The sequence below is a fragment of the Bacillus sp. 5mfcol3.1 genome (assembly GCF_900114335.1).
In the GTDB taxonomy this organism is placed as follows: domain Bacteria; phylum Bacillota; class Bacilli; order Bacillales; family Bacillaceae_G; genus Bacillus_A; species Bacillus_A thuringiensis_S.
Genome location: NZ_FOST01000002.1, coordinates 722292 through 747051, shown reverse-complemented (window position 1 = coordinate 747051; position 24760 = coordinate 722292). Strand labels below are relative to the sequence as shown.

The window sequence follows — 24760 nt, the reverse complement described above, 5'->3', positions numbered from 1 at the left end:
CTTTAAGACATAAAAATTTTAAAGGTATACCTTATTAACCCAATGATATATGCACCAACAACCCCAAATACAATCACACTTCCTGCCAGTTTAAACATATTTGTCGCAATCCCTAGAACAATCCCTTCACTCTTATGTTCTAAAGCAGCGCTTGCCATAGAATTTGCAAATCCTGTTACCGGTACCGCTGATCCTGCTCCAGCAAATTGACCGATTTTATCATATACACCACACCCCGTTAAAATCGCGGATAATAAAACAAGCGTTGCAACAGTTGGGTTTCCTGCCTCTTGTTCACTGAAGTGAAAATAATGTATATAAAATTTCATCAATACTTCTCCAACTGTACAAATGAGTCCACCTACAAGAAATGCTTTGATACAATTTAGTAAATAGTTTGGCTTTGGATGATACTCCTTCACTTTATTTATGTAATCATCCTTCAACTTCTGACTTGTCATTTATATATTGCCTCCTACTTTACGAAATAAATCCAGTGAAACAACGACCCTATTACTTTCCCAAGTACAAGAGCAACGAGTAAAACAATAATCTTCCCCTCTACCCCTACTCGTTTAGCTAAAATAGGTAGAACATTTAACACCTCTGTTAATGCCGCAGCGAGCATTCCAATGAACGTACCACAAAATAGCCCTAATATAACGAGCCAATATTGCGACGTTTGAAGTGTAATGTTTTTCAAACTGCACCAAGCCCCTGTTAAAGTACCTGCAATGACTGCCCACTCAAAATATTGAATATGCTTTCCACTTCTCGTTAATTGGGCTAAACGGGGGATTATACCAAGTACAGCTAAAAATGCGACATATCCACTACCTACCGCTATCCCTCCAGCTAAACCAATTAAAATAACAAACCCAGACTCAATCATCGGCAAGTTGTTTCATATTATCCTTGTTTTCATTAACGATTACATACTGATCAAGTGACTGTTGGTATTGAAACATCTCAACTTCTAACGGACTCGGCTCTTCATTAATTCGTTTTTGAAATACATGATTAAAGAATAGAACCATCCCTAAACCAAGACCTAAAGAATAAGGAATTTGAAATAAAAGTGGTTGTGCATTGAATTCTCCAGTAATCATGTAATATAACCGTTGATGTACTTGTTGCATACTTACATCTTCATGGAAATAAATGATTGCAAGGGCCGCTCCAATGAACAGTAACAGCCATACAAGCCCGAAAAAAATTGGGTGTGCCTTCTTTTTTTCATATATAATTTCAACAAGAGTTTGTCCGGAACCGAGTAAATTAATTTGTACGTGAGATGCTTTCTGTTGAATAATCTCAATTACTTTCATAACATCAATTACAACATGCGTCTTATCATGCGCTGTTATTTTGTAAACTATCTCATTTTGTAACAACTCAACTACGGAAGAATCTCCGGCAAGTTGAGCAACATCGCCCAGCTTTACTTCATAAGTAGGAGAAACTTTTAAACGATTGCGCATTTTAATATAAATCGTTTGTTCCAACTTTCATTCACCCCTTCACTCTTCCTCGTAGTTGTAGTATGGTTATTGAATTTTTTTCTAATACAATTTTTTCATAAAAAAACATCTGCACCATTTTGGTACAGATGTTTTTTACTTATGCCTTTTTCTTAAATAAGTTTGCAATACTTAATGCAAGCCCTCCCCAAATGACTACTATTCCAATAACCATCATCATAATCGCTGATCCACTCATTATGAAACACCTCGATCTTTCCATTCTTTTTCAAGCTTGGCAGAATCCGAATGAATTTGTGCATCCCATTTTTTCAGGCCAATGATTATTGCAACTATGAGGAATGCTGCTGCTATCGACCAACCATACGTTACAACAAACTCAGTCGGATAATCTCCGTAGTTCTTTTTAATATTTTGGATTGTACCATCAATTAGCATATAGCCTAACATAAGCGGAGTAATAACGAGTAAACTCACTCTCCAAAACGTTCCTAATTTAATATCAGATACAAAGTTTGCATGATTTTGATAAACTGGTAAACGGCGTAAAATGAGCCCTATCGTAACTACTTCCGCAAGTGCAATTGTAATTAATCCGAAATTATTAGCGAAATAGTCGACAACATCTAAGAACATAAGTCCACCACGTGTTGCAAAAACAAGAGAAACTAACACGAGAAGGGTTCCCATAATTCCAATAGTTTTTTCCCGACTTAAACTGAATTTTTCAGATACAGCGGCAAAGCATACTTCCGCGAGTGAAATAAGTGATGTAATTCCAGCAACCGTTAACGATAAGAAAAATAAAACACCAAACAACGGTGACATCGGCAATTCATTAATAATTTTGGGAAATACTACGAACGCAAGCCCAACGCCAGCACTTGCTACTTTATCAACCGGTACTCCCATATTATTTGCCATAAATCCAAGAGCTGCAAAGACCCCAATACCTGCTAATAATTCAAATCCTGAGTTTGCAAATCCAGTAATAAAGGCATTATTTGTTGTATCCGAGTTTTTCGGTAAATAACTAGAATACGTAATCATAATTCCAAATGCTAAAGATAAACTAAAGAATATTTGACCGTAAGCAGCAAGCCATACTTTCCCATCAAAAATACGACTCCAATCTGGTTTAAAGAATGCATCTAGTCCTTGCATAGCACCTTCCATCGTCACTGCACGAACAACGATAATAAGGAACATAACAACTAATAAAGGAATAAATATACGGTTAACAACTTCGATTCCTTTTTTAACTCCTTTAAATGCAACGCCAAGCACAATAATCCAAACGAGAGCTAACGGAATTAATACTTCTGGTACAAGTCCTCCAAATTGTCCTGGCTTATCTGCAACATGTAAGTACTCTTTAAATAAAAATGATTGCGTGTCTTTTCCCCATGCTCCAGTAATTGCAAAGTATGTATACGATATAGACCAAGCAATAATCACTGCATAATATGTTGAAACAATAAATGTTACGCACATTTGCCACCATCCAATAAATTCTGCACGCGGGCTAATACGGAAAAATGTAAGTGGTGCTGAGCCACGATGACGATGACCAAGGGCAAACTCAAACGCTAACAATGAAATACCAGTCGTTAATAATGCAAATAAATACGGTAAAAAGAATGCTCCTCCTCCATTTTCATACGCTGTATAAGGAAAACGCCATATGTTTCCTAATCCAACGGCAGATCCGACCGCTGCGAAAATAAAGCCAGCCCTCGTTCCCCATTGTTGCCTCGTTTCCATGTTTCCTTCCCCCTTTATGACAAGTTCATACTTGGATTATATTTTAAATTGACTAAATTATCAATAAATTCTGTTAATTTTTGCGAAAATTAACATCTCTCTCCTATTAACGGCATAAAAAGATCGAATAGACAATTATTCGTCTATTCGATCTTTCATCTGTTTTAATATTTTCTTTTCAAGTCTTGAAACTTGTACTTGCGAAATGCCTATGCGCTCGGCTACTTCTGACTGTGTTTGATCTTTATAGTAACGCAAGTATACAATTAAGCGCTCTCGTTCATCTAGTTCTCTAATCGCTTCTTTTAAAGCAATTTTATCGAACCATTTCGTTTCAGATTGATCTGCAATTTGATCTAAAATAGTGATTGGATCTCCATCGTTTTCATATACAGTTTCATGTATAGATGAAGGGGCCCGGCTCGCTTCTTGTGCTAGAACAACTTCCTCTGGCGTTAGTTCTAGTGCCTCTGCCACTTCATTAATCGTTGGAGCCCTTCCGAATTCTTTGGAAAGCTCATCTCTCATCTTTCGAATTTTGTTTCCTGTTTCTTTTAAAGACCTACTAACTTTCACTGATCCATCATCGCGTAAGAAACGTTGTATTTCACCAATAATCATTGGAACTGCATATGTTGAAAATTTCACGTCGAAAGATAAATCAAATTTATCTACCGATTTCAAGAGCCCAATACATCCAATTTGAAATAGGTCGTCTGGTTCGTATCCTCGATTAAGAAACCGCTGTACAACCGACCAAACGAGGCGCATATTACTTTGAACGATTGTATCTCTCGCTTGTTGATCTCCATCTTGACTTTTTTGAATTAACGCTTTTAGCTCGTGGTCCTTTAACTGAGGTTTCTTCTTCTCATTTTTGACCTCTATGTCCATAGGCTATTCTCCTTAATTGCATAGAGCGTTACTATTTGATAAGTATTTTGTCAAATGGATTGTTGTCCCGAAAGATTCGTTTGAAATAACTTCTACTTCATCCATAAAATTTTCCATGATAGTAAATCCCATTCCGGAACGCTCTAATTCAGGTTTAGTTGTAAAAAGGGGTTGTCTCGCTTCATCTAAGTTAAAGATTCCAATCCCTTCATCTCGAATCGTGAGTTTCACCATTGCTTCTTCCAAAATTACAGAAATATAAACAATACCTTCTGCATTTCCTTCGTATCCATGAATAATTGCATTTGTAACCGCTTCTGACACAACTGTTTTAATCTCCGTTAATTCTTCCATCGTTGGATCTAGTTGTGCAATGAAAGCCGCCACTGTAACGCGAGCGAATGATTCATTTTGACTTAATGCTGAAAATTGAAGGTTCATTTCATTTCTCATCTATGCCACCCCCAACGTCGCGAGCGCGTGCGCTTCACTTTCTTCTAAGCGAACGATTTTGAATAAGCCCGACATTTCAAATAAACGCTTAACAGGCGGTGAAATTGCACAAACAACCATTTCTCCACCTAATCCCTTTACGTGTTTATATCGGCCTAATATAACACCTAGACCAGAACTATCCATAAACGATAAGTTCTCTAGGCTCAAAACAATATGATGAACACCATGTGTCTCAATCATATCTGTTACTTTCGTTCGCAACTCTTCAGCCGTATGATGATCTAATTCACCCTCTAGTCTCACACATAGGACGTCACGTTTTACTTCTAATTGCATGGAAAGACTCACACGATTTCCTCCTTATGCTCAAACTTTACTTATTCACATACATAAAGATTTTCGTGATATAAAATAAGAATCCTTCCTGCTGACAAAAGAAGAACTATTTCGTCATAAAGTGAAACCTTTCAGCATTATTCACTTACATACGAATAGAAAAGCGGCAAAATATTTGCCGCTATTTTGATGTTGAAAACATCCCAAAACTTCTTTTAAATAACTCCCACCAGCTCGCTGCAGCAACATCTTCTTTTGCTATAATTGTTTGTTTTAATAAAACATCTTTATCTTTTTTTATAACAAGGGTGCCAAGCGCGTCACCTTTTTTAATCGGTGCTTTTACTTTCTTTTCAGCAATTACTTCTTGTTTTACCTTGTCCATATTCTCGCCCTTCTTCATAAGAAGAGAAACATTATCTGACGCAACTAAATCTACTTTTTCTTTTTTCCCTTTTCCTACTTGAACTGTCTTAATTTTTTCGCCGCGCGTATACAATTTCTTTGTCATATATTGTCCAAATGCATAGTCAAGAAGCTTTGTCACTTGGTTGTTCCGTTCTTTTGATGTTGGTGCTCCCATGACAACTGAAATGACACGCATACCATTTTTTTCAGCCGATGCTGTTAAACAATATTTCGCTTCTGTCGTAAAACCTGTTTTTACTCCATCTACGCCAGGATAAAAACGTACTAGTTTATTCGTATTAACGAGCCAAAACTTTTTATCCGTATCTTCACGTAAATAATCTTCGTACTTACCTGTGTATTTACGAATAAGTGGATACTTCATCAATTCTCTCGCCATTATAGCCATATCATTTGCTGTCGAATAATGGTCTTTGGCCGGAAGACCTGTTGGGTTTTGAAAATGTGTATTTTTCAGCCCTAAATCTTTCGCCTTTTTGTTCATCATATTTACAAATCCTTCTTCTGAACCTGCGATGTGCTCGGCTACTGCAACAGATGCGTCATTTCCAGATGCAATTGCAATACCCTTTAACATCTCATTTACAGTCATCTCTTCCCCAGGTTCTAAAAAGATTTGCGATCCACCCATTGAAGCTGCATGTTCGCTTGCTCTAACTTTATCGGTCAGTTTTAGTTTTCCTTTTTCAACTTGTTCCATAATTAAAAGCATTGTCATAATCTTTGTCATACTAGCAGGTGGTAATTTTTCATTTGGGTTTTTATCAAATAAAACTTTACCTGTATCTTGCTCAATTACGATTGCTGACGACGCTTGTTCCGCTAACTTCGGCGTTGTTTCTTCTGTTTTCTCCTGCTTCGTTTTTTCAGATTGCGCAAAACTCACTGAAGTTCCAGAAAGCAATAACATGAAACAAACAAGTATTCCAAAAACTCGCTTCATGACTAACCCTCCATTCTATATCAGACCTATTTTTTCCAATTCTCCTTTTTTTAATACCAATTTTTTCTATTATTTTCAGTTGACAAATACATTCGCCCCCTATATTGTATTAAGTGTATTACGCATAGTAGTACACTTAATACATATGAGGAAGGAGACATTGCTCTTGCATATTCAACTTGACCCAAGAAGCAACACTCCGATATGGGAACAAATTGTTCAAAATATAAAAGAACTCGTATTGAAAAACATGTTGGCTCCAAGTGATAAACTTCCTTCTGTACGCGAACTCGCTTCTTTACTCGTTATAAATCCAAATACAGTGAGTAAAGCGTATCAAGAGTTAGAGCGACAAGGAATTATTGAAACGTTACGAGGAAAAGGAACATTTGTATCCCAATCGATTACCCCAACATTAGACGAAAGGAAAATCGCTATGGTTGAAAAGCAATTTCATCAATTACTATTAGAAGCCTCTTATCTTGGTATTACGAAAGATAAAATTCATGATTGGATAGATTCATACTATAAAGAGATTGGAGGGAATACGAATGTTGAAAGTGACAAGCTTGAAGAAAACAATTGATAATCAAACAATTTTAGACGATGTTTCTTTCACATTACAAAAAGGTAGTATCGTCGGATTACTTGGAAGAAATGGTGCGGGGAAAACAACTTTATTACGAACGATAGTCGGCATTTTAGACCCCGATGAGGGAACTGTTACATATGAGGATATCGACATTCATAAGAATCCTGAAACGAAACAAAAAATCGTATATGTCCCGGATTCTACTAACATACTGAACGGTTATACAGTAAAAGAAATCGTGAAGTTTTATAAAGCAGTTTATACCGCATTTGATGAACCATATTTCTACGAACTACTAGAACGTTTCAACTTACCAAACAAACGAATTCGTAGTTATTCAAAAGGAATGAAGGCACTGCTTGCCATCATTTTAGCTGTTGCTGCACAGGCAGAATATATTATTTTAGATGAACCAACAAACGGACTTGATCCTATCGTTAAAAGACAGATTTTACAGTTTCTCGTTGGAGAAGTTGCAGAAAAAGAGATTACCATTTTCATATCTACCCATCATTTAGATGAAGTTGAACAAATTGCAGATACAATCATCATATTAAAAGGACATACCGTATCTTCTATTACATCACTAGACGATGCAAAATCACAATTTGCTAAAATTCAAGTTGCTTATGAACGATCATTACCTCAAAAACTAGAAAACTTAAGCAATATTAAAATATTAAATCAAACGGGAAAAGTATATACGATTTTAATTGAAGGAAATGTAGCTGTAACGCTTGAGAAGTTTTATAAAGAGCAACCTATACTCATTGAAGAATTAACAATGTCACTTGAAGATATTTTTATCACTACATTTGAGGAGGATTCACATGTTTCATAAAGCTTTATGGATGAGGCAATGGAAGCAAGGAAAATATATAATTCTATTATTCTGGTTAACTAGTTTATATCAACTACCTTATAAATATTATCAAGAAGCGCAAATGCAACTAAAACTATCAAAAATGAAGTTTGGTGACTATGCATATTACTACTCCTACTATTTTCAGACATCTGATGGTGCCGTCTTCTTTCAAGGAGCTACTCTAATTGCACTCGCTTGTCTTTTAATTGGATGGGAACGTAATAATCAATCAACTGATTTTCTATTCTCGATGCCTTTTAAACGAAAGGATATTTTTTTAACAAAATGGTGGCTTGGTGTTTTGAATATTATTATAGTACAAATTGTTTGCTGGATTAGCATGTACGGAATAAAGAACATGTCGTTTCACAATGAGTATCAAACCTTTGCTCCGTTCTATAGTTACTTTCTATATGCTACCGTTGTACTTATCGCTATTTATACATTCACCTTATTTATCGGGACTTTTACTGGACATATATTTTCTCAAAGTATTTTAACTATCATTCTATTATTTTTACCATACGGTTTTGGATGGTTAATTTCCGGATTCATTTATTCACACGCACAATGGTCTGTAGATGCAATCGGAGAAATAGAGCTCCATACTCATGAGTACTTACAACATATAGGTATCATTTCACCATTAGAATATTTTTCTATTACTTATGATTACCACCCGATAGAAACATTTGATGACTATGGCAATAAACTTCCCAGTGTATCACAGGACAATCCTACGGAGCGTATTTCTGTACCTTCTCCTTGGACACTATTAACACCATTTTCTTACATCATTACCTTTTTATCAATAGCAACCTTTCTATATACACGTACACCGAACGAACAAAGTGGAAAAATACTATTGTTTCCTAACTTGCAAAAATGGTTCATAATTTGCACTGTTCTATGCTTCGGACTACTTGGTGGTAGAATATTAGGCGGACGAGATGCACTTCTGTCTTATTATGTTGGATTTTTCCTATTCGCTACCATAAGTTACTTCATTTTTACACGTCTATTAAAATTGAAGTTTGCTTTTGTAGGGAAATAAATATGCATTAAGGTGGTGGATACATGTTTCCAAAAGCATCTTAGATGTGAAACTATAAACACGGAACAATGACATTAAATAGAAGCTGACGAAAAAGGTATATAATGACAAAAGAAATATGTTATGAATTATTTAACTCTTATATGAACTAAATAAAAAAGGCATTGCACAAGAGCAATGCTTTTTTATTATATATCCCGATCTAAATAAAGAGGTTATTTCACATTCTCTCTCCTATCCCCATACACCCTCTCTTCTTTCATCCCAAATCCATCACCATTTTGCACAATTTGCTCTGTCGGTGCAACTATACTTTCAGCAATTTTCCATTCCCCACGCTCTTTTACGAATACTTGTAGAAAATAGTTCATGCCATCTAATTGATATGCATTTTCTTTTTTCACATTATAGTGAATCGCAATGTAGTACACTTGAATGTTTTCTTTCCCTATTTTTGATACGTATTGCGATAGTCTCGGTATATAAAGTGCTGCTTTCTGAAAAGATAGTTGCTTCGCTTTAACAAGCGATGAACTTGTTACATTACGTAATGTGTCCCGATTACGAATATTATCGCTATGGTGGAATAATACTGCGTTTTGCATAGAACGAACCCATAATTTTGAATATAAGACTGTATTATCGTTTTCGATGTACTTCACTTCTTTTCGCACCACTTGGATAGGCGTATCTGCGTACGTGAATGTTTGAAAACAGAAAAAACTACCAAATAAAATGGTAAGTGCAGCAATATATTTCATAATCTTTCCTCCGATCTTTTAATTAAAGTATCGGAGTTTCAAAATATTTTTATTCAAAAGAAAAAGGATAGGAGTGCTTTCGCTTCCTATCCTCATTTATTATAATACGCGGCCAAATAGTTCTAAGACCATTTCTATTTCTTGGTCGCTCCAACCTTTAAATCTCTCTTTATAATATTCTTTACGCACAGCTTCAAGTTTTTCAGTTACTTCTCTTCCGTGCTCTGTAATTTCTAAGTACACGATTCGACGATCTGAATTAGAACGTTTTCTTTCTACTAATCCTTTTCGTACGAGACGATCTGTAACAGCTGTAATATGACTGGAGGTTACGTTTACTTCACTCGCAATTTGCGAAGCCATCTGTGGACTGTTTAAAAATAACGCACGTAATACAGAAAATTCATTATATGGCATATGTTCTGCAAAACGTGTATTAATATCATTTTGTAATAAACGTATCATTTTTCGAAATGATGCAGATAAATCTAAAATCAGCGTTTCTCTTTTTTCGTTCAATAGCCTCGTCCCTTTTTTATCATATTTACACATATTATAATCTATAAATACCTATGTTGTATATGCTTTCTTTCCTCAACATTCTCATTTATGTAACTTTTTTCATATAAATTTCTTTTTTGTTCACACATATACATATAAAAAGGATGGTGATGGAAAATGCAGGGTGGAATGAATCCTTATTTACACAACGTACGCACTGCTAATACTGGTAAAGAAGCTACTATTACTGTACAAGGAGAAGGTGTTGTAAAAGCAAAACCGAATGTTGTTATATTAACACTCGGCATTCGAACAGATGATAAAAATGTAAAACAGGCTCAAGAAGAAAATGCAGTGCAATCCAAACAATTGCTGGATGCACTTAAACAGCTTGGTATTGCCGATAAAGATATAGAGACGATTTCTTATACAATTACTCCTCAATACGAATATGTAAATGATAAAGCATTGCTACAAGGATACCGTGTAGAGCATTTGTATGAAATTACCGTTTTAAATGTACAAAAAGCTGGGGAAGTATATGATATAGCCGTTTCAAATGGCGCAAATGTAGCAAAAGGGTTACGTTTCCGAGTATCTCATCCAAATAAATATTATGAGCAAGCTCTCATTCAAGCTCTGCACCAGGCAGTAGAAAAAGCTCGTGCTATTGCGAGTACATATAATTTAAATATTAATCCTGTTCCCCTCTCATTCGTTGAAGAATCTGCCCAATTACCAAGGGAGGTTACGTCTTATGCTACTTTACATGCGCAAGCAGCTCCACCTATTCAATCGGGAGAATTAGAAATTATTTCAACAATACGGGCAATTTTTACGTATTTATAAATAATTTCATTTATAAGTAAACGTTATCATTTTCCTTGTTGTAAAAACATGATGTTCTGATATAATAAAGGACGGTGAGCTCTTACGAAAGAGATATCACGGGTGGGAGAGGGATATGAAAAAGAAGGTTTAACATGAAAGGAATACTTGAAAGAACATTTAAATTAGGTTTACACGAAACATCACCAAAACAAGAAGTTTTAGCTGGAGTTACGTCATTTTTCACGATCGTATATATTATGATTGTAAATGCGTCAATTTTATCCGATGCTGGCATTCCTCTTGAAGCTGGAATTTTAGCAACTGTTTTCAGTTCATTTGTCGGATGTCTACTCATGGCATTTTGGGCAAATGCACCTGCTATTCTTGTCCCTGGTATGGGTGTAAATGCATTCTTCACGTACACAGCTGTGCATACGCTTGGACTAACTTGGCAAGAAGCATTGGCTGCTGTCTTTATCTCTGGTATTATTTTTGCAATTGCCGCTTTTACACCAATCGCTCGCGTGCTATCAGTATCAATTCCAAAGTCATTAAAGGAAGCGATTACTGTCGGCATCGGATTATTTTTAGCGTTTATCGGATTGCAAAAAGGTGGTTTAGTCGTTTCGAACCCAAATACTGCTGTTGCAATGGGTAAATTAAGTAACCCTGTCGTTCTTGCGACCGTGCTTACTCTTATCGTTGCACTTGTACTATTTATTCGTAACGTACGTGGAAACTTTTTATGGACGATTGCAATAGGAACTGGTATTGCATGGCTATTTGGCCTTGTTGATACAAGTCAAATCGGAAATAGTTCATTCTCATTCGCTAATTACGGCGATGTCTTTGGAGCTATGTCATTTGGCAAACTTTCTTCCTTACCGTTTTGGATTGCAACATTCTCCTTAAGCATGGTGCTTATTTTTGAGAACATGGGACTTCTGCACGGTTTATTAGAAGATGACCGTAAATTCCCACGTGCTTACCAAGCCAATGCAATTTCAGCAATGACATGTGGTCTATTTGGCACAAGCCCTACCGTATCAACAGTAGAGAGTGCCGCAGGTATTACTGCAGGCGGAAAGACAGGTCTGACGTCTATCGTTACGGGGTTGTTATTCTTTGCATCATTGTTTGCACTTCCGTTTGTCAAACTAATTCCTGATAGTGCCATTGCACCAATCTTAATTATTATTGGCGGCCTGATGATTACAAGCATTCAGCAAATTCCTCTGAATGATTTTTCAGAAGGATTTCCAGCGTTCTTAATTATCGTCATGATCCCGCTCACATATAGTATCGCTGATGGCATTGCGTTCGGATTTATTGCTTACCCTATCTTAAAAGTTGCTCTTGGAAAGCGTAAAGAAGTCGCACCATCTATGTATATCATTACATGCTTATTCTTAGCTATGTTTGTATTACATGCTATTGGTTAAGAAAAAACACCGGGGAAATCCTCGGTGTTTTTTACTTAAACCATCCTTTTTTATAAAACCAGGCCATCATTCCGCCGCCAATTAATGCCATTAGAAGAAGACAAATAAAATAACTATATTGTCCACCAAGCTCTGGCATATGCGTAAAGTTCATTCCATATACTCCCGCAATAAATGTTAATGGCATGAAAATAGTCGAGAATACAGTTAATGTTTTCATAATGTTATTCATATGATGTGAGTTTAATGAAAAATAACTATCCCGAATATCCGCCGTTAACTCTCGACTTGCCTCAATCATTTCCGTAAGTTTAAGTAAATGATCATGTATATCTTTAAAATAAATCTCATGATCACTTATACCGTAAAAACGAGTGGAATTCAAAATACGATACAATAAATCACGCATTGGAATAATTGTACGTCTTAACTTAGATAAATCTGCCCTAATATCAAATACTTCTTCTAGCACGGCTCCTGCTGTCTCACCTGTTAAATTATCATCAATCGCATTTAAATGGTCTTCAATGTAATATACAGGTGCGAAATAATCATCTACAATTTGATCAGTGATCGTATGTGCTACATGTAAAGGCCCTTTCTTAATCCGCCTCTTCTCACCAAGTGTTTTCCATACTCTTTCAATTGCATTATTATGAGAAAAATGGAAAGAAACAATATAGCGATCACTAACAAACAAATCAATTTCATGTGGTTCTAGCCCATCTTCTCCAAACGCGTGAAGAACTAAAAAGTTATATCCATCATAAAAATCAACTTTTGGCCTCTGTACATATTCTAGACAGTCTTCAATTGCAAGGGGATGGAACTTAAAATGGTCTTGCAAAATATATGTATACTCTTCTTTCGTTGGCTTATATAAATCTAGCCAATACCATACAATATGGTCTTTCTTTGTTTCTTCTAGAGAAACATCATATAATACTTCATCTGTTTTTGTTACTGCACAAATTCTAATCATAATTTCACCCATTATTATTATAAACAAAAAATAGTAAAAAAAGCCAAGGAGAAATCTCCTCAGCTTTTTTTTATTACTTCGTTACGATACCGTGTACTAAAGTTGGTGCATCTACGTGTTCTTTAGAGATCTTCATGTTCTCATAAATTTTCGCTTTTACATCTTCAACATTTTCGCGGTTTGCGTAAATTGTAACAAGGGATTCACCTTGCTTCACGCCATCGCCTACTTTTTTGCGCAGCATTAGACCAACTGCTAAATCAATTTCAGACTCTTTCGTTGCACGTCCTGCTCCTAAAAGCATTGCTGCTGTTCCGATTTCGTCTGCAACGATTTCTGATACATATCCGTCTTCTTTCGCTTCCACTTCAATTTTAAATTGTGCTTGTGGCAATTTAGAAGGGTCATCAACAACAGATGCGTCGCCGCCTTGCGCTGATAAGAACGTTTTAAATGATTCTAGCGCTTTTCCGTTGTTCATTACTTCAATTAGCTTTTCACGTGCATCTTCTAAAGATGAAGCTTGTCCAGCAAGGTACACCATTTGACTTCCAAGTGTTAAACATAGCTCTTCTAAATCTTTCGGCCCTTTACCTTGTAATGTATCAATTGCTTCTTGTACTTCTAATGCGTTACCGATAGCTTCACCGAGTGGTTGACTCATATCAGAAATAACTGCCATCGTATTACGACCAACGTTATTACCGATGCGTACCATTGCTTCTGCTAAACGTTTTGCATCTTCATCCGTTTTCATAAATGCACCTGCTCCAGTTTTTACATCAAGAACAATTGCATCTGCACCAGCAGCAATTTTTTTACTCATAATCGAACTTGCAATAAGCGGAATTGAGTTTACTGTTGCTGTTACATCACGAAGTGCATATAACTTTTTATCAGCAGGTGTTAAGTTACCACTTTGGCCGATAACAGCGATTTTGTTTTCATTTACAAGACGCATGAATTCATCGTTTTCAATTTCCACATGGAATCCTGGAACTGCTTCTAATTTATCAATTGTACCACCAGTATGTCCTAAACCGCGTCCAGACATTTTCGCTACTGGTACACCTAAAGCAGCTACTAATGGACCTAATACAAGTGTCGTTGTATCACCAACACCACCTGTCGAATGCTTATCTACTTTTACACCTTCAATAGCTGATAAGTCGATTGTATCACCGCTATTTACCATTGCCATCGTTAAATCAGCACGCTCTTGATCGTTCATATCTTGGAAGAAAATTGCCATTGCAAGTGAACTTACTTGATAATCAGGAATATCACCATTTGTATATCCTTCAACAATAAAGTTAATTTCTTCTGTCGTTAATGCATGTCCGTCACGTTTTTTTGCAATTAGGTCCACCATTCTCATTGTGAAGTCACCCCTTCATTTGTTTTACGATTGCTTTTACTAATGCTAAGAAGTTAGCTTTAACACGTTCTGTCGTTTCAATTACTTCATCGTGGTGAAGTGGCTGATCTAAAATACCAGCTGCCATATTTGAAATACAAGAAATACCTAATACTTTCATACCAGCATGACGCGCTACAATTACTTCAGGTACTGTTGACATACCAACTGCATCTCCGCCAAGTGTACGAAGCATACGAATTTCAGCAGGTGTTTCATATACAGGACCTGTCATTCCTACGTATACACCTTCTTGTACTTTAATATTTAAGTCTGCTGCAACTTGTTTCGCCATTTCGCGAAGTTCTACTGTATATGATGTAGACATATCAGGGAAACGTACGCCCATTTCAGAATCATTCGGTCCGATTAATGGATTCGTACCCATGAAGTTAATGTGGTCTGAAATTAACATAAGATCGCCTGGCTCAAATGATGTATTTACACCACCAGCTGCGTTTGTTACAACTACTGTTTCTACACCTAGTTCTTTCATAACACGAACTGGGAATGTTACTTTTTGCATGTCGTATCCTTCATAGAAGTGGAAACGTCCTTGCATTGCTACTACTGTTACACCTTGAAGTGTACCAAATACTAGTTGACCTGCATGGCCTTCTACAGTTGATACTGGGAATTCAGGGATTTCACTGTAAGGTACTGTTACTGCGTTCTCAATTTCGTCTGCTAATACACCTAGTCCTGATCCAAGGATTAGTCCTACTTGTGGTGTCTCTTGAAATTTCTCTTTTAAGTATGAAGCTGATTTTGTAATAAGTTCACGATTCATTTGTTTATCCCCCTATTTCTTTAGCTCGTTTAAGAAGCTTGTTCCGTATTCTGGCATTTTCACACCGAAGTTTTCTGCTACTGTTGCACCAATATCAGCAAATGTTTGACGAAGTGGTAACTCTTGTCCGCCTTCTTTCATGCTTGGGCTATATGCTAATAATGGTACATATTCACGTGTATGGTCAGTACCAGGGTGAATTGGATCATTACCGTGGTCTGCTGTAATTAATAATAGATCATCTTCTTTTAGTTTTGCGAATACTTCTGGAAGACGTGCATCATATTCTTGCAGAGCTTCTCCGTATCCTTGTGGATCACGGCGGTGGCCGAATAATGCATCAAAGTCAACTAAGTTTAAGAAGCTAAGACCTGTAAAGTCCATATTTAATGTATCTACAAGCTTATCCATTCCATCCATGTTAGACTTCGTACGAAGTGATTCAGTTACCCCTTCGCCATCATAAATATCAGAGATTTTACCGATAGCAATTACATCGTAGTCACTATCTTTTAATTCATTCATTACTGTACGACCGAATGGTTTTAATGCATAGTCATGACGGTTTGGTGTACGTGTAAAGTTTCCAGGTTCACCAACGAATGGACGAGCAATAACACGACCTACCATGTATTTCTCATCTAATGTTAATTCACGTGCAATTTTACAAATTTTATATAATTCATCAAGTGGCACTACTTCTTCGTGTGCTGCAATTTGCAATACGCTATCAGCAGAAGTATAAACGATTAAAGAGCCTGTTTCCATTTGCTCTTGACCAAGTTCATCAAGAATCTCAGTTCCAGAAGCTGGCTTATTACCGATAATTTTACGGCCTGTTTTTTCTTCTAATTCATCAAGTAATTCTTTCGGGAATCCTTCTGGGAACACTTGGAATGGTGTATCAATGTAAAGGCCCATGATTTCCCAGTGACCTGTCATTGTATCTTTACCAGTAGATTTCTCTTGCATTTTTGTGTAATATCCAAGTGGTTTCTCTACTTTAGAGATACCTTTCATTTCTCGAATGTTACCAAGACCTAATTTCACCATGTTAGGCATTTGTAACCCATTCATATGTTCAGCAATGTGACCAATTGTGTCAGATCCTAAATCACCAAATTGCTCAGCATCTGGTGCTTCACCGATTCCCACAGAGTCCATTACGACTAGGAATATACGTTTATATTTATTCATAACTGCGACCTCCTATAAGTTCAGTTCTACTTCTTGTAGTATGTTCAAAACGCTATAAAGTGAAACTGTTATCCAAAAGAATTCTCATTGTCAAACAGTACTTCTTTAAATCATTTTCTAACCTATTTCGTTTACTTGAAACGATTCAAAAACATTTCTAGTTTTTTCTAAGTCAGATGTCAGACATCTGATACTGATATCATAACATGTTTACGCTTTCTTTTTAATACATTTTCGTAGAATTTCTCATTTTCTTCACACTTCTATTGTAATCCATTCTGCAACGAAGTGCTAATTTTTTTATGATTTATTTCTTCATATTAAAAATAAAAAGTAGCTCTAAAGAGCTACTTTTTATTTTACTTCTATTGTTTCTTCTTTATGTTCATGCAATTCGCCTTTTCTTACATGTACTTTCACTTTGTAAGCACCGTTCTCTTTGAAAGTATGTTTCGTTTCATACTCTCCTTTATTCCCTTCTTTCGCTGGAATAAATTCGTGTTTTTCAACACCATCTTTCCAAATCTCTAGTTGTACTTCAGCACCAGTTAATGCTTCTTCTTTTTGCTTTAAATGAACTTTCATTGTAGATTCAGCATTTGCCTTTATGTCTCCAGCCATAAGATGGATCATTGTGTCACTTTTATGATCTCCATGTCCTGCACTGTGATCACTATTTTCTTTTTTCGCATCTTCTACTTTCGCATTTCCTACAGCAACTTTCACTTCTGGCATAACGTGCATTTCACGTGCATTTGTATGAGGAATAATATGATATACTCCATCAGTTTCAAATGTTTTCTCGACTGCATAAACACCTTTTCCTTTATGCTTACCATCTAACATCTCGTGTTTCTCGTCGCCATCTTTCCAAATTTCAAACTTTACGTCATCAGCATCCGTTACTCTTTCTTTTCCTTGTGTAACAAGTGCTTGTACTTCTGTTTTTTCACCTGGTTTAATTTCTTTCGGATTTGTTTGGACTGCTACTTTTATAGCTTCAAGTTTCTGTTCTTTTTTCGGTTCTTCTTTGTTTGTATTACAGCCAGCCAACGCTAGCATCGCGATAAATAAAGTTATAATCAGTTTTTTCATCATCATTTCCTCCTTTATACTTTATTTAGTATAGAGGAAATACATTGTAATATTCCAGTCTTCTGCTGAAAACAATATACGAAATGTTTGTGAAGTTTCTGTGAAACGCTCTTCCCCTCTTAATCTATGAAAAAAAGAGCATAGTAACTATGCTCTCGGATGAAACTGTTTATATACATCTTTTAATCTAGTTTTTGAAACGTGCGTATAGATTTGCGTCGTTGAAATATCTGCATGTCCAAGCATTTCTTGTACAGCACGTAAATCTGCTCCATTTTCTAATAAGTGCGTAGCAAACGAGTGACGCAACGTATGAGGTGTAAGCTCTTTTTCAATATTTGCTTCTTTCGCTAATCGTTTTAATATTTTCCAAAATCCTTGTCTTGATAATCGATTACCATGATGGTTTAAAAAGAGTGCATCTACTACTTTTTTCCCCATTAATTCTCTTCTTCCTTTTTCAATATACTTTTGAATCGCTTCCGTTGCTAAACTTCCTAGTGGAATAATTCTTTCTTTATTCCCTTTCCCTATGCAACGAACAAATCCCATCGTTAAATGTACATCTTCTAAATTGAGTGCAATCAATTCTGAAACACGAAGTCCTGTCGCATACAGTAACTCTAGCATCGCCTTATCACGAATCCCAAAAGCACTTGTCATTTTTGGTGTTTGAAGTAACGCCTCTACTTCATCAACTGATAATACTTTTGGTAATTTCCGTTCCCCTTGTGGCGTTTCAATATGTACGGATGGGTCGTGTTCTACCGCTCGTTCACGAAGTAAAAATTGGTGGAACGAACGAATTGATGCGATATGACGCGCCAATGTTTTCGAAGATTTTCCGTTTTCTTTTAAATACTGCAAAAAGTTAACAATGTGTAAACGGGTGACTTCATGAAAAGTTTTCGTCTGTTCCACATTTTGCAAATACTTTACGTAGCTTTTTAAATCCCGTTCATAAGATACTACTGTATTCTTTGCTAATCCTTTTTCGACAACCATATAATGAATAAAATCTTTTAATTGATCTTCCACTCTACACTACTCCCCATTTTCATAGAAAAACATCATTCTATTTACGAAAGCATCCTTTGCCGGTTCTTCATTCCCTGATACTTTTTCTACAGTCTCTTCTTTAGGTTTTTCATAACGATGATAGCTTTCATATTCTTCATTTATCCATAGTATAGCGAAATAAAACAAAATCGTACAACTTGTAAATAATAAAAATACTTTTATTCCATCAAAAGTTAATTTTAAAGCTCGGCGCATTGTAAATTCCTCCAAAATATAAGTTATTACAACATATGCCAAGCTTTCACCAATTTATACCTTATTCAAATAAAAAACCTCTTCCTAGATAAATAGGAAAAGGTTATTTTTCATCCGTTTCATTTTCTTGACAGTTTTTACAAATCCCATGGAATGTTAAACGATGATCTTTCACCTTAAAGCTCCAGTCTCGTTCTACTTTCCTTTCCACTTCACCAAGTAAATCTTCTTGTATTTCTTGTACAGCACCACATTGTGTACAAATCAAATGATGGTGGAAACGCTGCGCACCTTCTTGGCGTAAGTCATAGCGTGAAACACCGTCTCCGAAGTTAATCTTATCGACAACTTTTAACTCAGATAATAGTTCTAAAGTTCGATAGACGGTTGCTAATCCGATCTCTGGCGACTTTTCTTTTACAAGGAGGTAAACATCTTCTGCGCTTAAATGATCTTCTTCATTTTCTAGCAGCACACGAACTGTTGCTTCACGTTGCGGTGTTAATTTGTAGCTCGCTGCATGTAATTGCTTCTTAATTCGTTCAATTCTTTCTTCCATTCGGTACTACTCCCTCCTCGCCACTCTTACACCATTATATCAGAAGAAGGGCTTCTGTCAAAAGAAAAAACAATAAAAACAAATTGATAATTATTCTCAAAAAGTATTTATTTTTTATTAATAGCCTCAACGACTTCTTTCATTAAAACTGGTGATGCGTAAGCCTCCACACTAGAAGCAAGTGCTAACACCACTCCAATTACGAGAAAGAAGCATGTATAACGGATTAATAATGGTAATAGTGGCTCGGTTATTTTTCTAATAAATTGATGCCTAATCATCCGTAAAGAAAAACTTGCAGCAATGGTTGTCATAACGAGAAAGACTGGAATGATAATTAAATTTTGTGGCAAAACAGATACAAATGCTAATAATAGTCCATTCCATCCATGCTGACTTACTAAAAAACCAACTGTAAATCCAACGACAACTCCTTTTACAAATAATAAAATAAAAATAAGTGGTAATCCAATAATTGAAATTCCTAAAATCCAAATAAATCCGATGTATTTTAATTGCGAAAAGTAACTTTCTCGAAACATTTCGCCCGCAATGGCAAATTCTCCTTTAGAGACTTGTCCAAAAAAACGTTGTAAATAAAATGATAAATCTTGTTTTTGATTGATTTGTAAACTATTCACGAGAATGGCTCCGAATATTACTCCCATCAATAATAAAACAGCGTTAAATATATATAATGAAGAGTTTTCCTGTATGTGAGACATTACACGGTCTTGCCAATTTTTTCGCCACATTTTTCTTCCCTCCGTTCACACTCTTATTAAAAATGTATGAAAGAAAGAAAAAAGTATGACGAATTAACATTGAAATTCCGCTCTACTTTGCTAAACTAAAAAGTAGAGAATAGGAGGGATTTCTCTTGAAACCATTATTATTAGATTTTCCAACATTATTTCAAACTGAACGCTTGCAAGTTCGTAAACCATTTCCAGGTGATGGTGCAGAAGTATATGAAGCAATCCAAGCTTCTCTAGAAGACTTAGTACCGTGGATACCAATTAACGCTGAAACAGAAGAGAGTGCTGAAGAAATTGTTCGCGAAGCTCACGGACAGTTTTTACTTCGTGAAACACTTGATTTTCACTTATACGATAAAGTATCTGGTACATTCATCGGAGCAATTACACTAAAGCCTGAAAACTGGGATATTCCAAAGTTTTCACTTCACTTCTGGCTACATAGTGCCTATACAAAACAAGGCTATATGACCGAAGCTGTTAAAGGTGCAATTCAGTTCGCCTTTGATAAACTAGGCGCTAGAAGAATTGAAATTCGTACTGATGCAACAAATATAAATGCATGTAGCTTAGCAGAACGTCTAGAATTCATTCTAGAAGGGACAATGGAAAATGATTTCCTAGCACCAGATGGTAGCTTACGTGATGCACGTGTATATGCAAAAATCAATTAAAAAACACTCGCCTTTGGCGAGTGTTTATTTTTGTAGTTGTAAATATTGTACTGCAAACATCGTCTTCGCATCATGAATACGAAGATCTTTCATAAGAGTAATCGCTTCTTCTAACGATACTTCCATTAATTCCACAAACTCATCTTCATCTAACTCAGCTTTATTTTCTTTTCTTGTCAAACCTGTCGCTTTATATACATATAAAATTTCATCTGCGAATCCTGGAGATGTATAGAAAGAAGTAATGAGCTCCATATTTTCACATACATATCCTGTTTCCTCTTCTAATTCACGAACTGCTGTTACCTCAGGTTTTTCACCAGGTTCTAACTTGCCAGCCGGAATTTCTATAATCGCCTTTTCAAGTGCTTTACGATACTGCTCAACAAGCACAATTTTCCCCTCATCAGTAATAGCAATAATAGCAACTGCACCAGGGTGATTTACAATTTCACGTTTACTCATTGCTCCATTTGGTAATACTACATCATCAACACGAACTTTTATAACTCTACCATCAAAAATTGGCTCAGTTTTTACTGTTCTCTCTGCAAGATTACTCATACTACTTCATCTCCCTGTTCTATTTCCTATTCTTTCCTCATACATTTTACCACATTGAAAGGAGCGTGATAGAAATGAAAGTTTATATTTTACCAAATCGCGTCACTTTAGTCGGAAAAGCATGGCAAATTCGCCATAAGCTAAAGCAATATAGCAAAGAGTATACAACTGTACAAGAGTGGATTACAGCAAATAAAGTGAAACATTAATCATGCTTTTACGGGCAGTTAATGCGAAGCGGAAAGTAAACGTTTGTCAACCTCTTTTCCCTCTCGTACAATAAAGGTAAGGAGGTTGACCTATGAAAAAACGTCAATTAGGAAACTCAGATTTGTTTGTTACAGAAATGGGCCTTGGCTGTATGTCTCTCGGTACATCTGAAACAGAAGCTATGCATATTATCGATGAAGCTATCAATTTAGGAATTAATTTTTTTGATACAGCAGATTTATATGATTACGGATTAAATGAAGAATTTGTTGGAAAAGCCTTGAAGGGAAGAAGAGACCAAATTGTACTTACAACGAAGGTTGGAAATCGTTGGACAGAAGAAAAAAATGGCTGGTCTTGGGATCCTTCTAAAGCTTACATAAAGACTGAAGTAAAGGAAAGTTTACGTAGACTTCAAACTGATTATATTGACCTTTACCAACTTCATGGCGGAACAATTGAAGATCCAATAGATGAAACAATTGAAGCTTTTGAAGAATTGAAAAAGGAAGGTATTATTCGCCATTACGGTATTTCTTCTATACGCCCAAATGTCGTTCGTGAATATGCAAAACGCTCAAACATCGTTAGTGTACTAATGGAATATAACCTTTTAAATCGTCGTCCAGAAGAATGGTTCCCCCTTCTAAATGAACACCAAATTAGCGTCATTGCCCGCGGGCCACTTGCAAAAGGAATTTTAACTGACAATAATGCAAGAAAGATAGAAAGAGTAAAGGAAAAGGATTATCTCTCTTATTCTTACGATGAATTACATGCAACTCTAGCAAGTGTAAAAGAAATGATTGGAGAACGCTCTTTAACAGGAACAGCTATTCAATATTGCTTACATAATAAGACTGTTGCAGCTGTTATACCTGGTGCAAGCTCTCTTCAACAATTACAGGAAAATATACGAGCTAGCCAACAGTTACCTTTAACAAAAGAAGAATATATACAACTTCAAAAGATTGTTAAATATGACACATATGCTTTGCATCGTTAAAAATATCGAATTACCGATAAAACAGAAGACTGCCTCCAGTATTAGGAGACAGTCTTTTTTATAACGTATCATATTTATCAGGATTCGTTCCTACATGTAAATCACGATTCAACGTGTTAATTTGACGTATCTCTTCTTCATTTAGTGCAAAATCAAAAATAGTAAAGTTTTCTTTAATGCGAGATGGTGTAACAGATTTAGGAATCGTCACAATCCCGCTTTGAATATCCCACCTTAATATAACTTGCGCAGGTGTTTTTTCATATTTAGTAGCAATAGCCTGAATAATCGGGTGCTGAAATACTTCTCCGCCTCTCATTAATGGACTCCATGCTTCCATTTGAATCTGCTCACCTTGACAGAAATTACGCAACTCAAATTGCGTCAACATCGGATGAAGTTCCACTTGGTTTACCATCGGCTTCACTTTGCAATTTGGTAATAATAGTTCTAAATGATGTTTATGAAAATTAGAAACACCAATCGCACGCACTTTACCTTCTTCATACAATTTCTCTAAAGCTCGGTACGTATCAACATACTTCCCTCTTACCGGCCAATGTATTAAATATAAATCTACATAGTCCATTTGTAATTTTTTCAAACTCTTTTCAAACGCCTCGAGTGTCTCCTCATATCCTTGATCGTCGTTCCATACTTTTGTTGTAATAAATATATCTTCTCTTGGAATTCCTGATTCACGTATCGCCTCTCCGACACCGCTTTCATTTTCATATACAGTTGCTGTATCAATCGAACGGTATCCAACTTCTAACGCTGTTTTTACTGCTTGCTTTACTTCGTCTCCTTCTTTCGCTTTATATACGCCTAGACCAATCATCGGCATTTTCACGCCATTATGAAGTGTAGTTGTTGGAATATGCACAGTCGTCTCCCTTTCATTGTTACATTTTTTATAAGCCACAATTTTATTTCAACAAGATTCATCCCAAAAGTCAAAACATACGTACAGTTTACATAACACTTTTATATAGCTAAAAAATAGCGTGAACTCATTCATTCACGTTATTTTTTCTCCATTCTTTCGCTTTTTCATCCACATTGCGCACAAACTCATTTTTTCCTTCCGTATATAACGCGCCATCATATGTATACTTTTCGGCTAATTCTTTCTTTAAGGTTGCATATGCCTCTGCTTCTTCACAATGAGCCATCATATAATCACGAAATGCTAAATGCCTTACTATCTCTGGATTTCCTTTTTCAAACACGTGTAAATGATACGAGCGTTTTTCTTCAGTTCCATGAATAAAATATCGGCGTCTTGAAATACCATTTTCCCCTTTTACGATGTAACCAAGCTCTATAAATCGTTCATTCCACCCATCTACTCTTTCGATATTTTCTACTTCCATGATCATATCAATAATAGGTTTAGCTGCCAGTCCGGGAACTGACGTACTTCCAATATGATGAATTTTTACCGTTTCTGGCATCGCTGATTTTAATCTTTTAGCCTCCATTTGAAATTTTTCACTCCAATGGTTTTCATGTGGAACAACGACAATTTTTCTCATTCTAACTCCCCTTTTCTTACAAGCTCGTCAAAAAATGACCAGTGGTATTTCACTGATCATTTTTTTATTATTTAAAGTCTTTCCAAGTAAGGTTACTTTCACTTAGCAGTTCTTCAAATGATTTATTCTTTTCACGTTCTTTTTGTTCTTGGCGCTTTCTTTCCAGTTCAGCTGCCTCTTTTTCCTCTTCCCTCACTTGCAACTCTTTCTTCTTACTCTTTAATTGTTGCATGAGTGAATCATTTAATTGATCGCCTAATGTAAGTGTTTCTTTCTTTGGTTGATTCACTTGTGATTGTCTTTGCATTTGTCTTTGTTTCTTTTTCTTCATGCTACTCACCTTTTA

At 36.0% G+C, this 24760-nt stretch carries 32 protein-coding genes; 8 read left to right on the top strand and 24 right to left on the bottom strand.

The window, feature by feature from the left end:
- Positions 1-2: 2 nt before the first annotated feature.
- From spoVAC to dacF, 9 genes are all read right to left on the bottom strand, one after another.
- Positions 3-461 (bottom strand): stage V sporulation protein AC, encoded by a 459-nt coding sequence (gene spoVAC / locus BM089_RS13335; protein WP_000203808.1) that lies wholly within the window; start codon positions 459-461, stop codon positions 3-5.
- A 14-nt stretch (positions 462-475) separates the two neighbouring features.
- A complete protein-coding gene (gene spoVAB, locus BM089_RS13330) occupies positions 476-892 on the bottom strand; it encodes a stage V sporulation protein SpoVAB (RefSeq protein WP_000572941.1) in 417 nt (138 codons plus the stop codon).
- Entirely contained in the window at positions 885-1505 is a 621-nt protein-coding gene (locus BM089_RS13325) for a stage V sporulation protein AA (protein ID WP_000438367.1), read from the bottom strand. Before BM089_RS13325 ends, spoVAB begins: the two co-directional genes overlap by 8 nt.
- A gap of 115 nt (positions 1506-1620) precedes the next feature.
- On the bottom strand, positions 1621-1719 hold the full coding sequence (locus BM089_RS13320; RefSeq protein ID WP_000016826.1) for a methionine/alanine import family NSS transporter small subunit: 99 nt from the start codon (positions 1717-1719) through the stop codon (positions 1621-1623).
- The gene (locus BM089_RS13315; protein ID WP_090977125.1) at positions 1719-3245 is read right to left on the bottom strand and encodes a sodium-dependent transporter; all 1527 of its coding nucleotides are present in this window, start codon (positions 3243-3245) and stop codon (positions 1719-1721) included. The genes BM089_RS13320 and BM089_RS13315 overlap by 1 nt, the downstream gene beginning before the upstream one ends.
- 135 nt (positions 3246-3380) lie before the next feature.
- The gene (gene sigF / locus BM089_RS13310; RefSeq protein ID WP_000350729.1) at positions 3381-4139 is read right to left on the bottom strand and encodes an RNA polymerase sporulation sigma factor SigF; all 759 of its coding nucleotides are present in this window, start codon (positions 4137-4139) and stop codon (positions 3381-3383) included.
- A gap of 12 nt (positions 4140-4151) precedes the next feature.
- Complete coding sequence (gene spoIIAB, locus BM089_RS13305) at positions 4152-4592, bottom strand: anti-sigma F factor (RefSeq protein ID WP_001243398.1); 441 nt, start codon at positions 4590-4592, stop codon at positions 4152-4154.
- Positions 4593-4943, bottom strand: a complete 351-nt coding sequence (gene spoIIAA / locus BM089_RS13300) for an anti-sigma F factor antagonist (RefSeq protein WP_000059135.1) — start codon at positions 4941-4943, stop codon at positions 4593-4595.
- A 169-nt stretch (positions 4944-5112) separates the two neighbouring features.
- Entirely contained in the window at positions 5113-6303 is a 1191-nt protein-coding gene (gene dacF / locus BM089_RS13295; protein ID WP_000831997.1) for a serine-type D-Ala-D-Ala carboxypeptidase DacF, read from the bottom strand.
- Between the two features lie 166 nt (positions 6304-6469).
- Here dacF and BM089_RS13285 point away from each other — a divergent pair, with 166 nt between their 5' ends.
- The 3 genes from BM089_RS13285 to BM089_RS13275 are packed head-to-tail and all read left to right on the top strand — an operon-like array spanning position 6470 to position 8814.
- Complete coding sequence (locus BM089_RS13285; RefSeq protein WP_000548028.1) at positions 6470-6889, top strand: GntR family transcriptional regulator; 420 nt, start codon at positions 6470-6472, stop codon at positions 6887-6889.
- Positions 6855-7736, top strand: coding sequence for an ABC transporter ATP-binding protein (locus BM089_RS13280; protein ID WP_000922125.1), 882 nt, complete (start codon positions 6855-6857; stop codon positions 7734-7736). Before BM089_RS13285 ends, BM089_RS13280 begins: the two co-directional genes overlap by 35 nt.
- The gene (locus BM089_RS13275) at positions 7726-8814 is read left to right on the top strand and encodes an ABC-2 transporter permease (protein WP_000468508.1); all 1089 of its coding nucleotides are present in this window, start codon (positions 7726-7728) and stop codon (positions 8812-8814) included. The genes BM089_RS13280 and BM089_RS13275 overlap by 11 nt, the downstream gene beginning before the upstream one ends.
- Positions 8815-9029: 215 nt before the next feature.
- Here BM089_RS13275 and BM089_RS13270 read toward each other — a convergent pair whose 3' ends face one another.
- Entirely contained in the window at positions 9030-9575 is a 546-nt protein-coding gene (locus tag BM089_RS13270; RefSeq protein ID WP_090977123.1) for a hypothetical protein, read from the bottom strand.
- 99 nt (positions 9576-9674) lie between these two features.
- Positions 9675-10094 (bottom strand): MarR family winged helix-turn-helix transcriptional regulator, encoded by a 420-nt coding sequence (locus BM089_RS13265; protein ID WP_001003307.1) that lies wholly within the window; start codon positions 10092-10094, stop codon positions 9675-9677.
- A gap of 159 nt (positions 10095-10253) precedes the next feature.
- Here BM089_RS13265 and BM089_RS13260 point away from each other — a divergent pair, with 159 nt between their 5' ends.
- On the top strand, positions 10254-10925 hold the full coding sequence (locus tag BM089_RS13260) for an SIMPL domain-containing protein (protein WP_001161449.1): 672 nt from the start codon (positions 10254-10256) through the stop codon (positions 10923-10925).
- A gap of 134 nt (positions 10926-11059) precedes the next feature.
- On the top strand, positions 11060-12349 hold the full coding sequence (locus tag BM089_RS13255) for an NCS2 family permease (protein WP_000676248.1): 1290 nt from the start codon (positions 11060-11062) through the stop codon (positions 12347-12349).
- A 31-nt stretch (positions 12350-12380) separates the two neighbouring features.
- Here BM089_RS13255 and corA read toward each other — a convergent pair whose 3' ends face one another.
- The 9 genes from corA to spoIIM form a co-directional block, all read right to left on the bottom strand.
- Complete coding sequence (gene corA, locus BM089_RS13250) at positions 12381-13343, bottom strand: magnesium/cobalt transporter CorA (RefSeq protein ID WP_002026281.1); 963 nt, start codon at positions 13341-13343, stop codon at positions 12381-12383.
- A 61-nt stretch (positions 13344-13404) separates the two neighbouring features.
- Positions 13405-14709, bottom strand: coding sequence for a pyrimidine-nucleoside phosphorylase (locus BM089_RS13245; protein WP_069356161.1), 1305 nt, complete (start codon positions 14707-14709; stop codon positions 13405-13407).
- A 7-nt stretch (positions 14710-14716) separates the two neighbouring features.
- The gene (locus BM089_RS13240) at positions 14717-15538 is read right to left on the bottom strand and encodes a purine-nucleoside phosphorylase (RefSeq protein WP_001078446.1); all 822 of its coding nucleotides are present in this window, start codon (positions 15536-15538) and stop codon (positions 14717-14719) included.
- 12 nt (positions 15539-15550) lie between these two features.
- Positions 15551-16735: a phosphopentomutase gene (gene deoB / locus BM089_RS13235; protein ID WP_001046079.1), complete on the bottom strand. Its 1185-nt coding sequence runs from the start codon at positions 16733-16735 to the stop codon at positions 15551-15553.
- A gap of 354 nt (positions 16736-17089) precedes the next feature.
- A complete protein-coding gene (locus BM089_RS13230; RefSeq protein WP_002183918.1) occupies positions 17090-17833 on the bottom strand; it encodes a FixH family protein in 744 nt (247 codons plus the stop codon).
- 144 nt (positions 17834-17977) lie between these two features.
- Positions 17978-18868, bottom strand: coding sequence for a site-specific tyrosine recombinase XerD (gene xerD / locus BM089_RS13225; RefSeq protein ID WP_000390088.1), 891 nt, complete (start codon positions 18866-18868; stop codon positions 17978-17980).
- 6 nt (positions 18869-18874) lie between these two features.
- Complete coding sequence (locus tag BM089_RS13220) at positions 18875-19105, bottom strand: YqzK family protein (RefSeq protein WP_001250432.1); 231 nt, start codon at positions 19103-19105, stop codon at positions 18875-18877.
- A gap of 103 nt (positions 19106-19208) precedes the next feature.
- Entirely contained in the window at positions 19209-19664 is a 456-nt protein-coding gene (locus BM089_RS13215) for a ferric iron uptake transcriptional regulator (RefSeq protein ID WP_000392657.1), read from the bottom strand.
- A gap of 107 nt (positions 19665-19771) precedes the next feature.
- Complete coding sequence (gene spoIIM / locus BM089_RS13210; RefSeq protein WP_013142149.1) at positions 19772-20389, bottom strand: stage II sporulation protein M; 618 nt, start codon at positions 20387-20389, stop codon at positions 19772-19774.
- Between the two features lie 155 nt (positions 20390-20544).
- Between spoIIM and BM089_RS13205 the strand changes: the two genes are divergently transcribed.
- A complete protein-coding gene (locus BM089_RS13205; RefSeq protein WP_000803479.1) occupies positions 20545-21096 on the top strand; it encodes a GNAT family N-acetyltransferase in 552 nt (183 codons plus the stop codon).
- 24 nt (positions 21097-21120) lie between these two features.
- Here the strand turns inward: BM089_RS13205 and BM089_RS13200 are convergent, their stop codons facing one another.
- Complete coding sequence (locus BM089_RS13200; protein ID WP_000067042.1) at positions 21121-21660, bottom strand: NUDIX hydrolase; 540 nt, start codon at positions 21658-21660, stop codon at positions 21121-21123.
- 74 nt (positions 21661-21734) lie between these two features.
- Between BM089_RS13200 and mciZ the strand changes: the two genes are divergently transcribed.
- Positions 21735-21869: a Z-ring formation inhibitor MciZ gene (gene mciZ, locus BM089_RS13195; RefSeq protein ID WP_000870302.1), complete on the top strand. Its 135-nt coding sequence runs from the start codon at positions 21735-21737 to the stop codon at positions 21867-21869.
- Positions 21870-21961: 92 nt separating this feature from the next.
- A complete protein-coding gene (locus BM089_RS13190; RefSeq protein ID WP_065222906.1) occupies positions 21962-22876 on the top strand; it encodes an aldo/keto reductase in 915 nt (304 codons plus the stop codon).
- Between the two features lie 58 nt (positions 22877-22934).
- On the opposite strand, the gene BM089_RS13185 is transcribed toward BM089_RS13190, so the two are convergent.
- The 3 genes from BM089_RS13185 to BM089_RS13175 form a co-directional block, all read right to left on the bottom strand.
- The gene (locus BM089_RS13185) at positions 22935-23762 is read right to left on the bottom strand and encodes an aldo/keto reductase (protein ID WP_000547989.1); all 828 of its coding nucleotides are present in this window, start codon (positions 23760-23762) and stop codon (positions 22935-22937) included.
- Between the two features lie 127 nt (positions 23763-23889).
- Complete coding sequence (locus BM089_RS13180) at positions 23890-24414, bottom strand: GrpB family protein (protein ID WP_001227186.1); 525 nt, start codon at positions 24412-24414, stop codon at positions 23890-23892.
- A gap of 67 nt (positions 24415-24481) precedes the next feature.
- The gene (locus tag BM089_RS13175; RefSeq protein WP_000727561.1) at positions 24482-24745 is read right to left on the bottom strand and encodes a YqkE family protein; all 264 of its coding nucleotides are present in this window, start codon (positions 24743-24745) and stop codon (positions 24482-24484) included.
- Between the last annotated feature and the right edge of the window lie 15 nt (positions 24746-24760).

Excerpts from the sequence above, each read along its gene's own strand:
- spoVAC (WP_000203808.1), bottom strand. The coding sequence starts at position 461 with ATGACAAGTCAGAAGTTGAAGGATGATTACATAAATAAAGTGAAGGAG.
- spoVAB (WP_000572941.1), bottom strand. The coding sequence starts at position 892 with ATGATTGAGTCTGGGTTTGTTATTTTAATTGGTTTAGCTGGAGGGATA.
- BM089_RS13320 (WP_000016826.1), bottom strand. The coding sequence starts at position 1,719 with ATGAGTGGATCAGCGATTATGATGATGGTTATTGGAATAGTAGTCATT.
- BM089_RS13315 (WP_090977125.1), bottom strand. The coding sequence starts at position 3,245 with ATGGAAACGAGGCAACAATGGGGAACGAGGGCTGGCTTTATTTTCGCA.
- sigF (WP_000350729.1), bottom strand. The coding sequence starts at position 4,139 with ATGGACATAGAGGTCAAAAATGAGAAGAAGAAACCTCAGTTAAAGGAC.
- spoIIAB (WP_001243398.1), bottom strand. The coding sequence starts at position 4,592 with ATGAGAAATGAAATGAACCTTCAATTTTCAGCATTAAGTCAAAATGAA.
- dacF (WP_000831997.1), bottom strand. The coding sequence starts at position 6,303 with ATGAAGCGAGTTTTTGGAATACTTGTTTGTTTCATGTTATTGCTTTCT.
- BM089_RS13280 (WP_000922125.1), top strand. The coding sequence starts at position 6,855 with ATGTTGAAAGTGACAAGCTTGAAGAAAACAATTGATAATCAAACAATT.
- BM089_RS13275 (WP_000468508.1), top strand. The coding sequence starts at position 7,726 with ATGTTTCATAAAGCTTTATGGATGAGGCAATGGAAGCAAGGAAAATAT.
- BM089_RS13270 (WP_090977123.1), bottom strand. The coding sequence starts at position 9,575 with ATGAAATATATTGCTGCACTTACCATTTTATTTGGTAGTTTTTTCTGT.
- BM089_RS13260 (WP_001161449.1), top strand. The coding sequence starts at position 10,254 with ATGCAGGGTGGAATGAATCCTTATTTACACAACGTACGCACTGCTAAT.
- BM089_RS13255 (WP_000676248.1), top strand. The coding sequence starts at position 11,060 with ATGAAAGGAATACTTGAAAGAACATTTAAATTAGGTTTACACGAAACA.
- corA (WP_002026281.1), bottom strand. The coding sequence starts at position 13,343 with ATGGGTGAAATTATGATTAGAATTTGTGCAGTAACAAAAACAGATGAA.
- BM089_RS13245 (WP_069356161.1), bottom strand. The coding sequence starts at position 14,709 with ATGAGAATGGTGGACCTAATTGCAAAAAAACGTGACGGACATGCATTA.
- BM089_RS13240 (WP_001078446.1), bottom strand. The coding sequence starts at position 15,538 with ATGAATCGTGAACTTATTACAAAATCAGCTTCATACTTAAAAGAGAAA.
- deoB (WP_001046079.1), bottom strand. The coding sequence starts at position 16,735 with ATGAATAAATATAAACGTATATTCCTAGTCGTAATGGACTCTGTGGGA.
- BM089_RS13230 (WP_002183918.1), bottom strand. The coding sequence starts at position 17,833 with ATGATGAAAAAACTGATTATAACTTTATTTATCGCGATGCTAGCGTTG.
- BM089_RS13220 (WP_001250432.1), bottom strand. The coding sequence starts at position 19,105 with ATGCGCCGAGCTTTAAAATTAACTTTTGATGGAATAAAAGTATTTTTA.
- BM089_RS13215 (WP_000392657.1), bottom strand. The coding sequence starts at position 19,664 with ATGGAAGAAAGAATTGAACGAATTAAGAAGCAATTACATGCAGCGAGC.
- spoIIM (WP_013142149.1), bottom strand. The coding sequence starts at position 20,389 with ATGTCTCACATACAGGAAAACTCTTCATTATATATATTTAACGCTGTT.
- BM089_RS13200 (WP_000067042.1), bottom strand. The coding sequence starts at position 21,660 with ATGAGTAATCTTGCAGAGAGAACAGTAAAAACTGAGCCAATTTTTGAT.
- mciZ (WP_000870302.1), top strand. The coding sequence starts at position 21,735 with ATGAAAGTTTATATTTTACCAAATCGCGTCACTTTAGTCGGAAAAGCA.
- BM089_RS13190 (WP_065222906.1), top strand. The coding sequence starts at position 21,962 with ATGAAAAAACGTCAATTAGGAAACTCAGATTTGTTTGTTACAGAAATG.
- BM089_RS13180 (WP_001227186.1), bottom strand. The coding sequence starts at position 24,414 with ATGAGAAAAATTGTCGTTGTTCCACATGAAAACCATTGGAGTGAAAAA.
- BM089_RS13175 (WP_000727561.1), bottom strand. The coding sequence starts at position 24,745 with ATGAAGAAAAAGAAACAAAGACAAATGCAAAGACAATCACAAGTGAAT.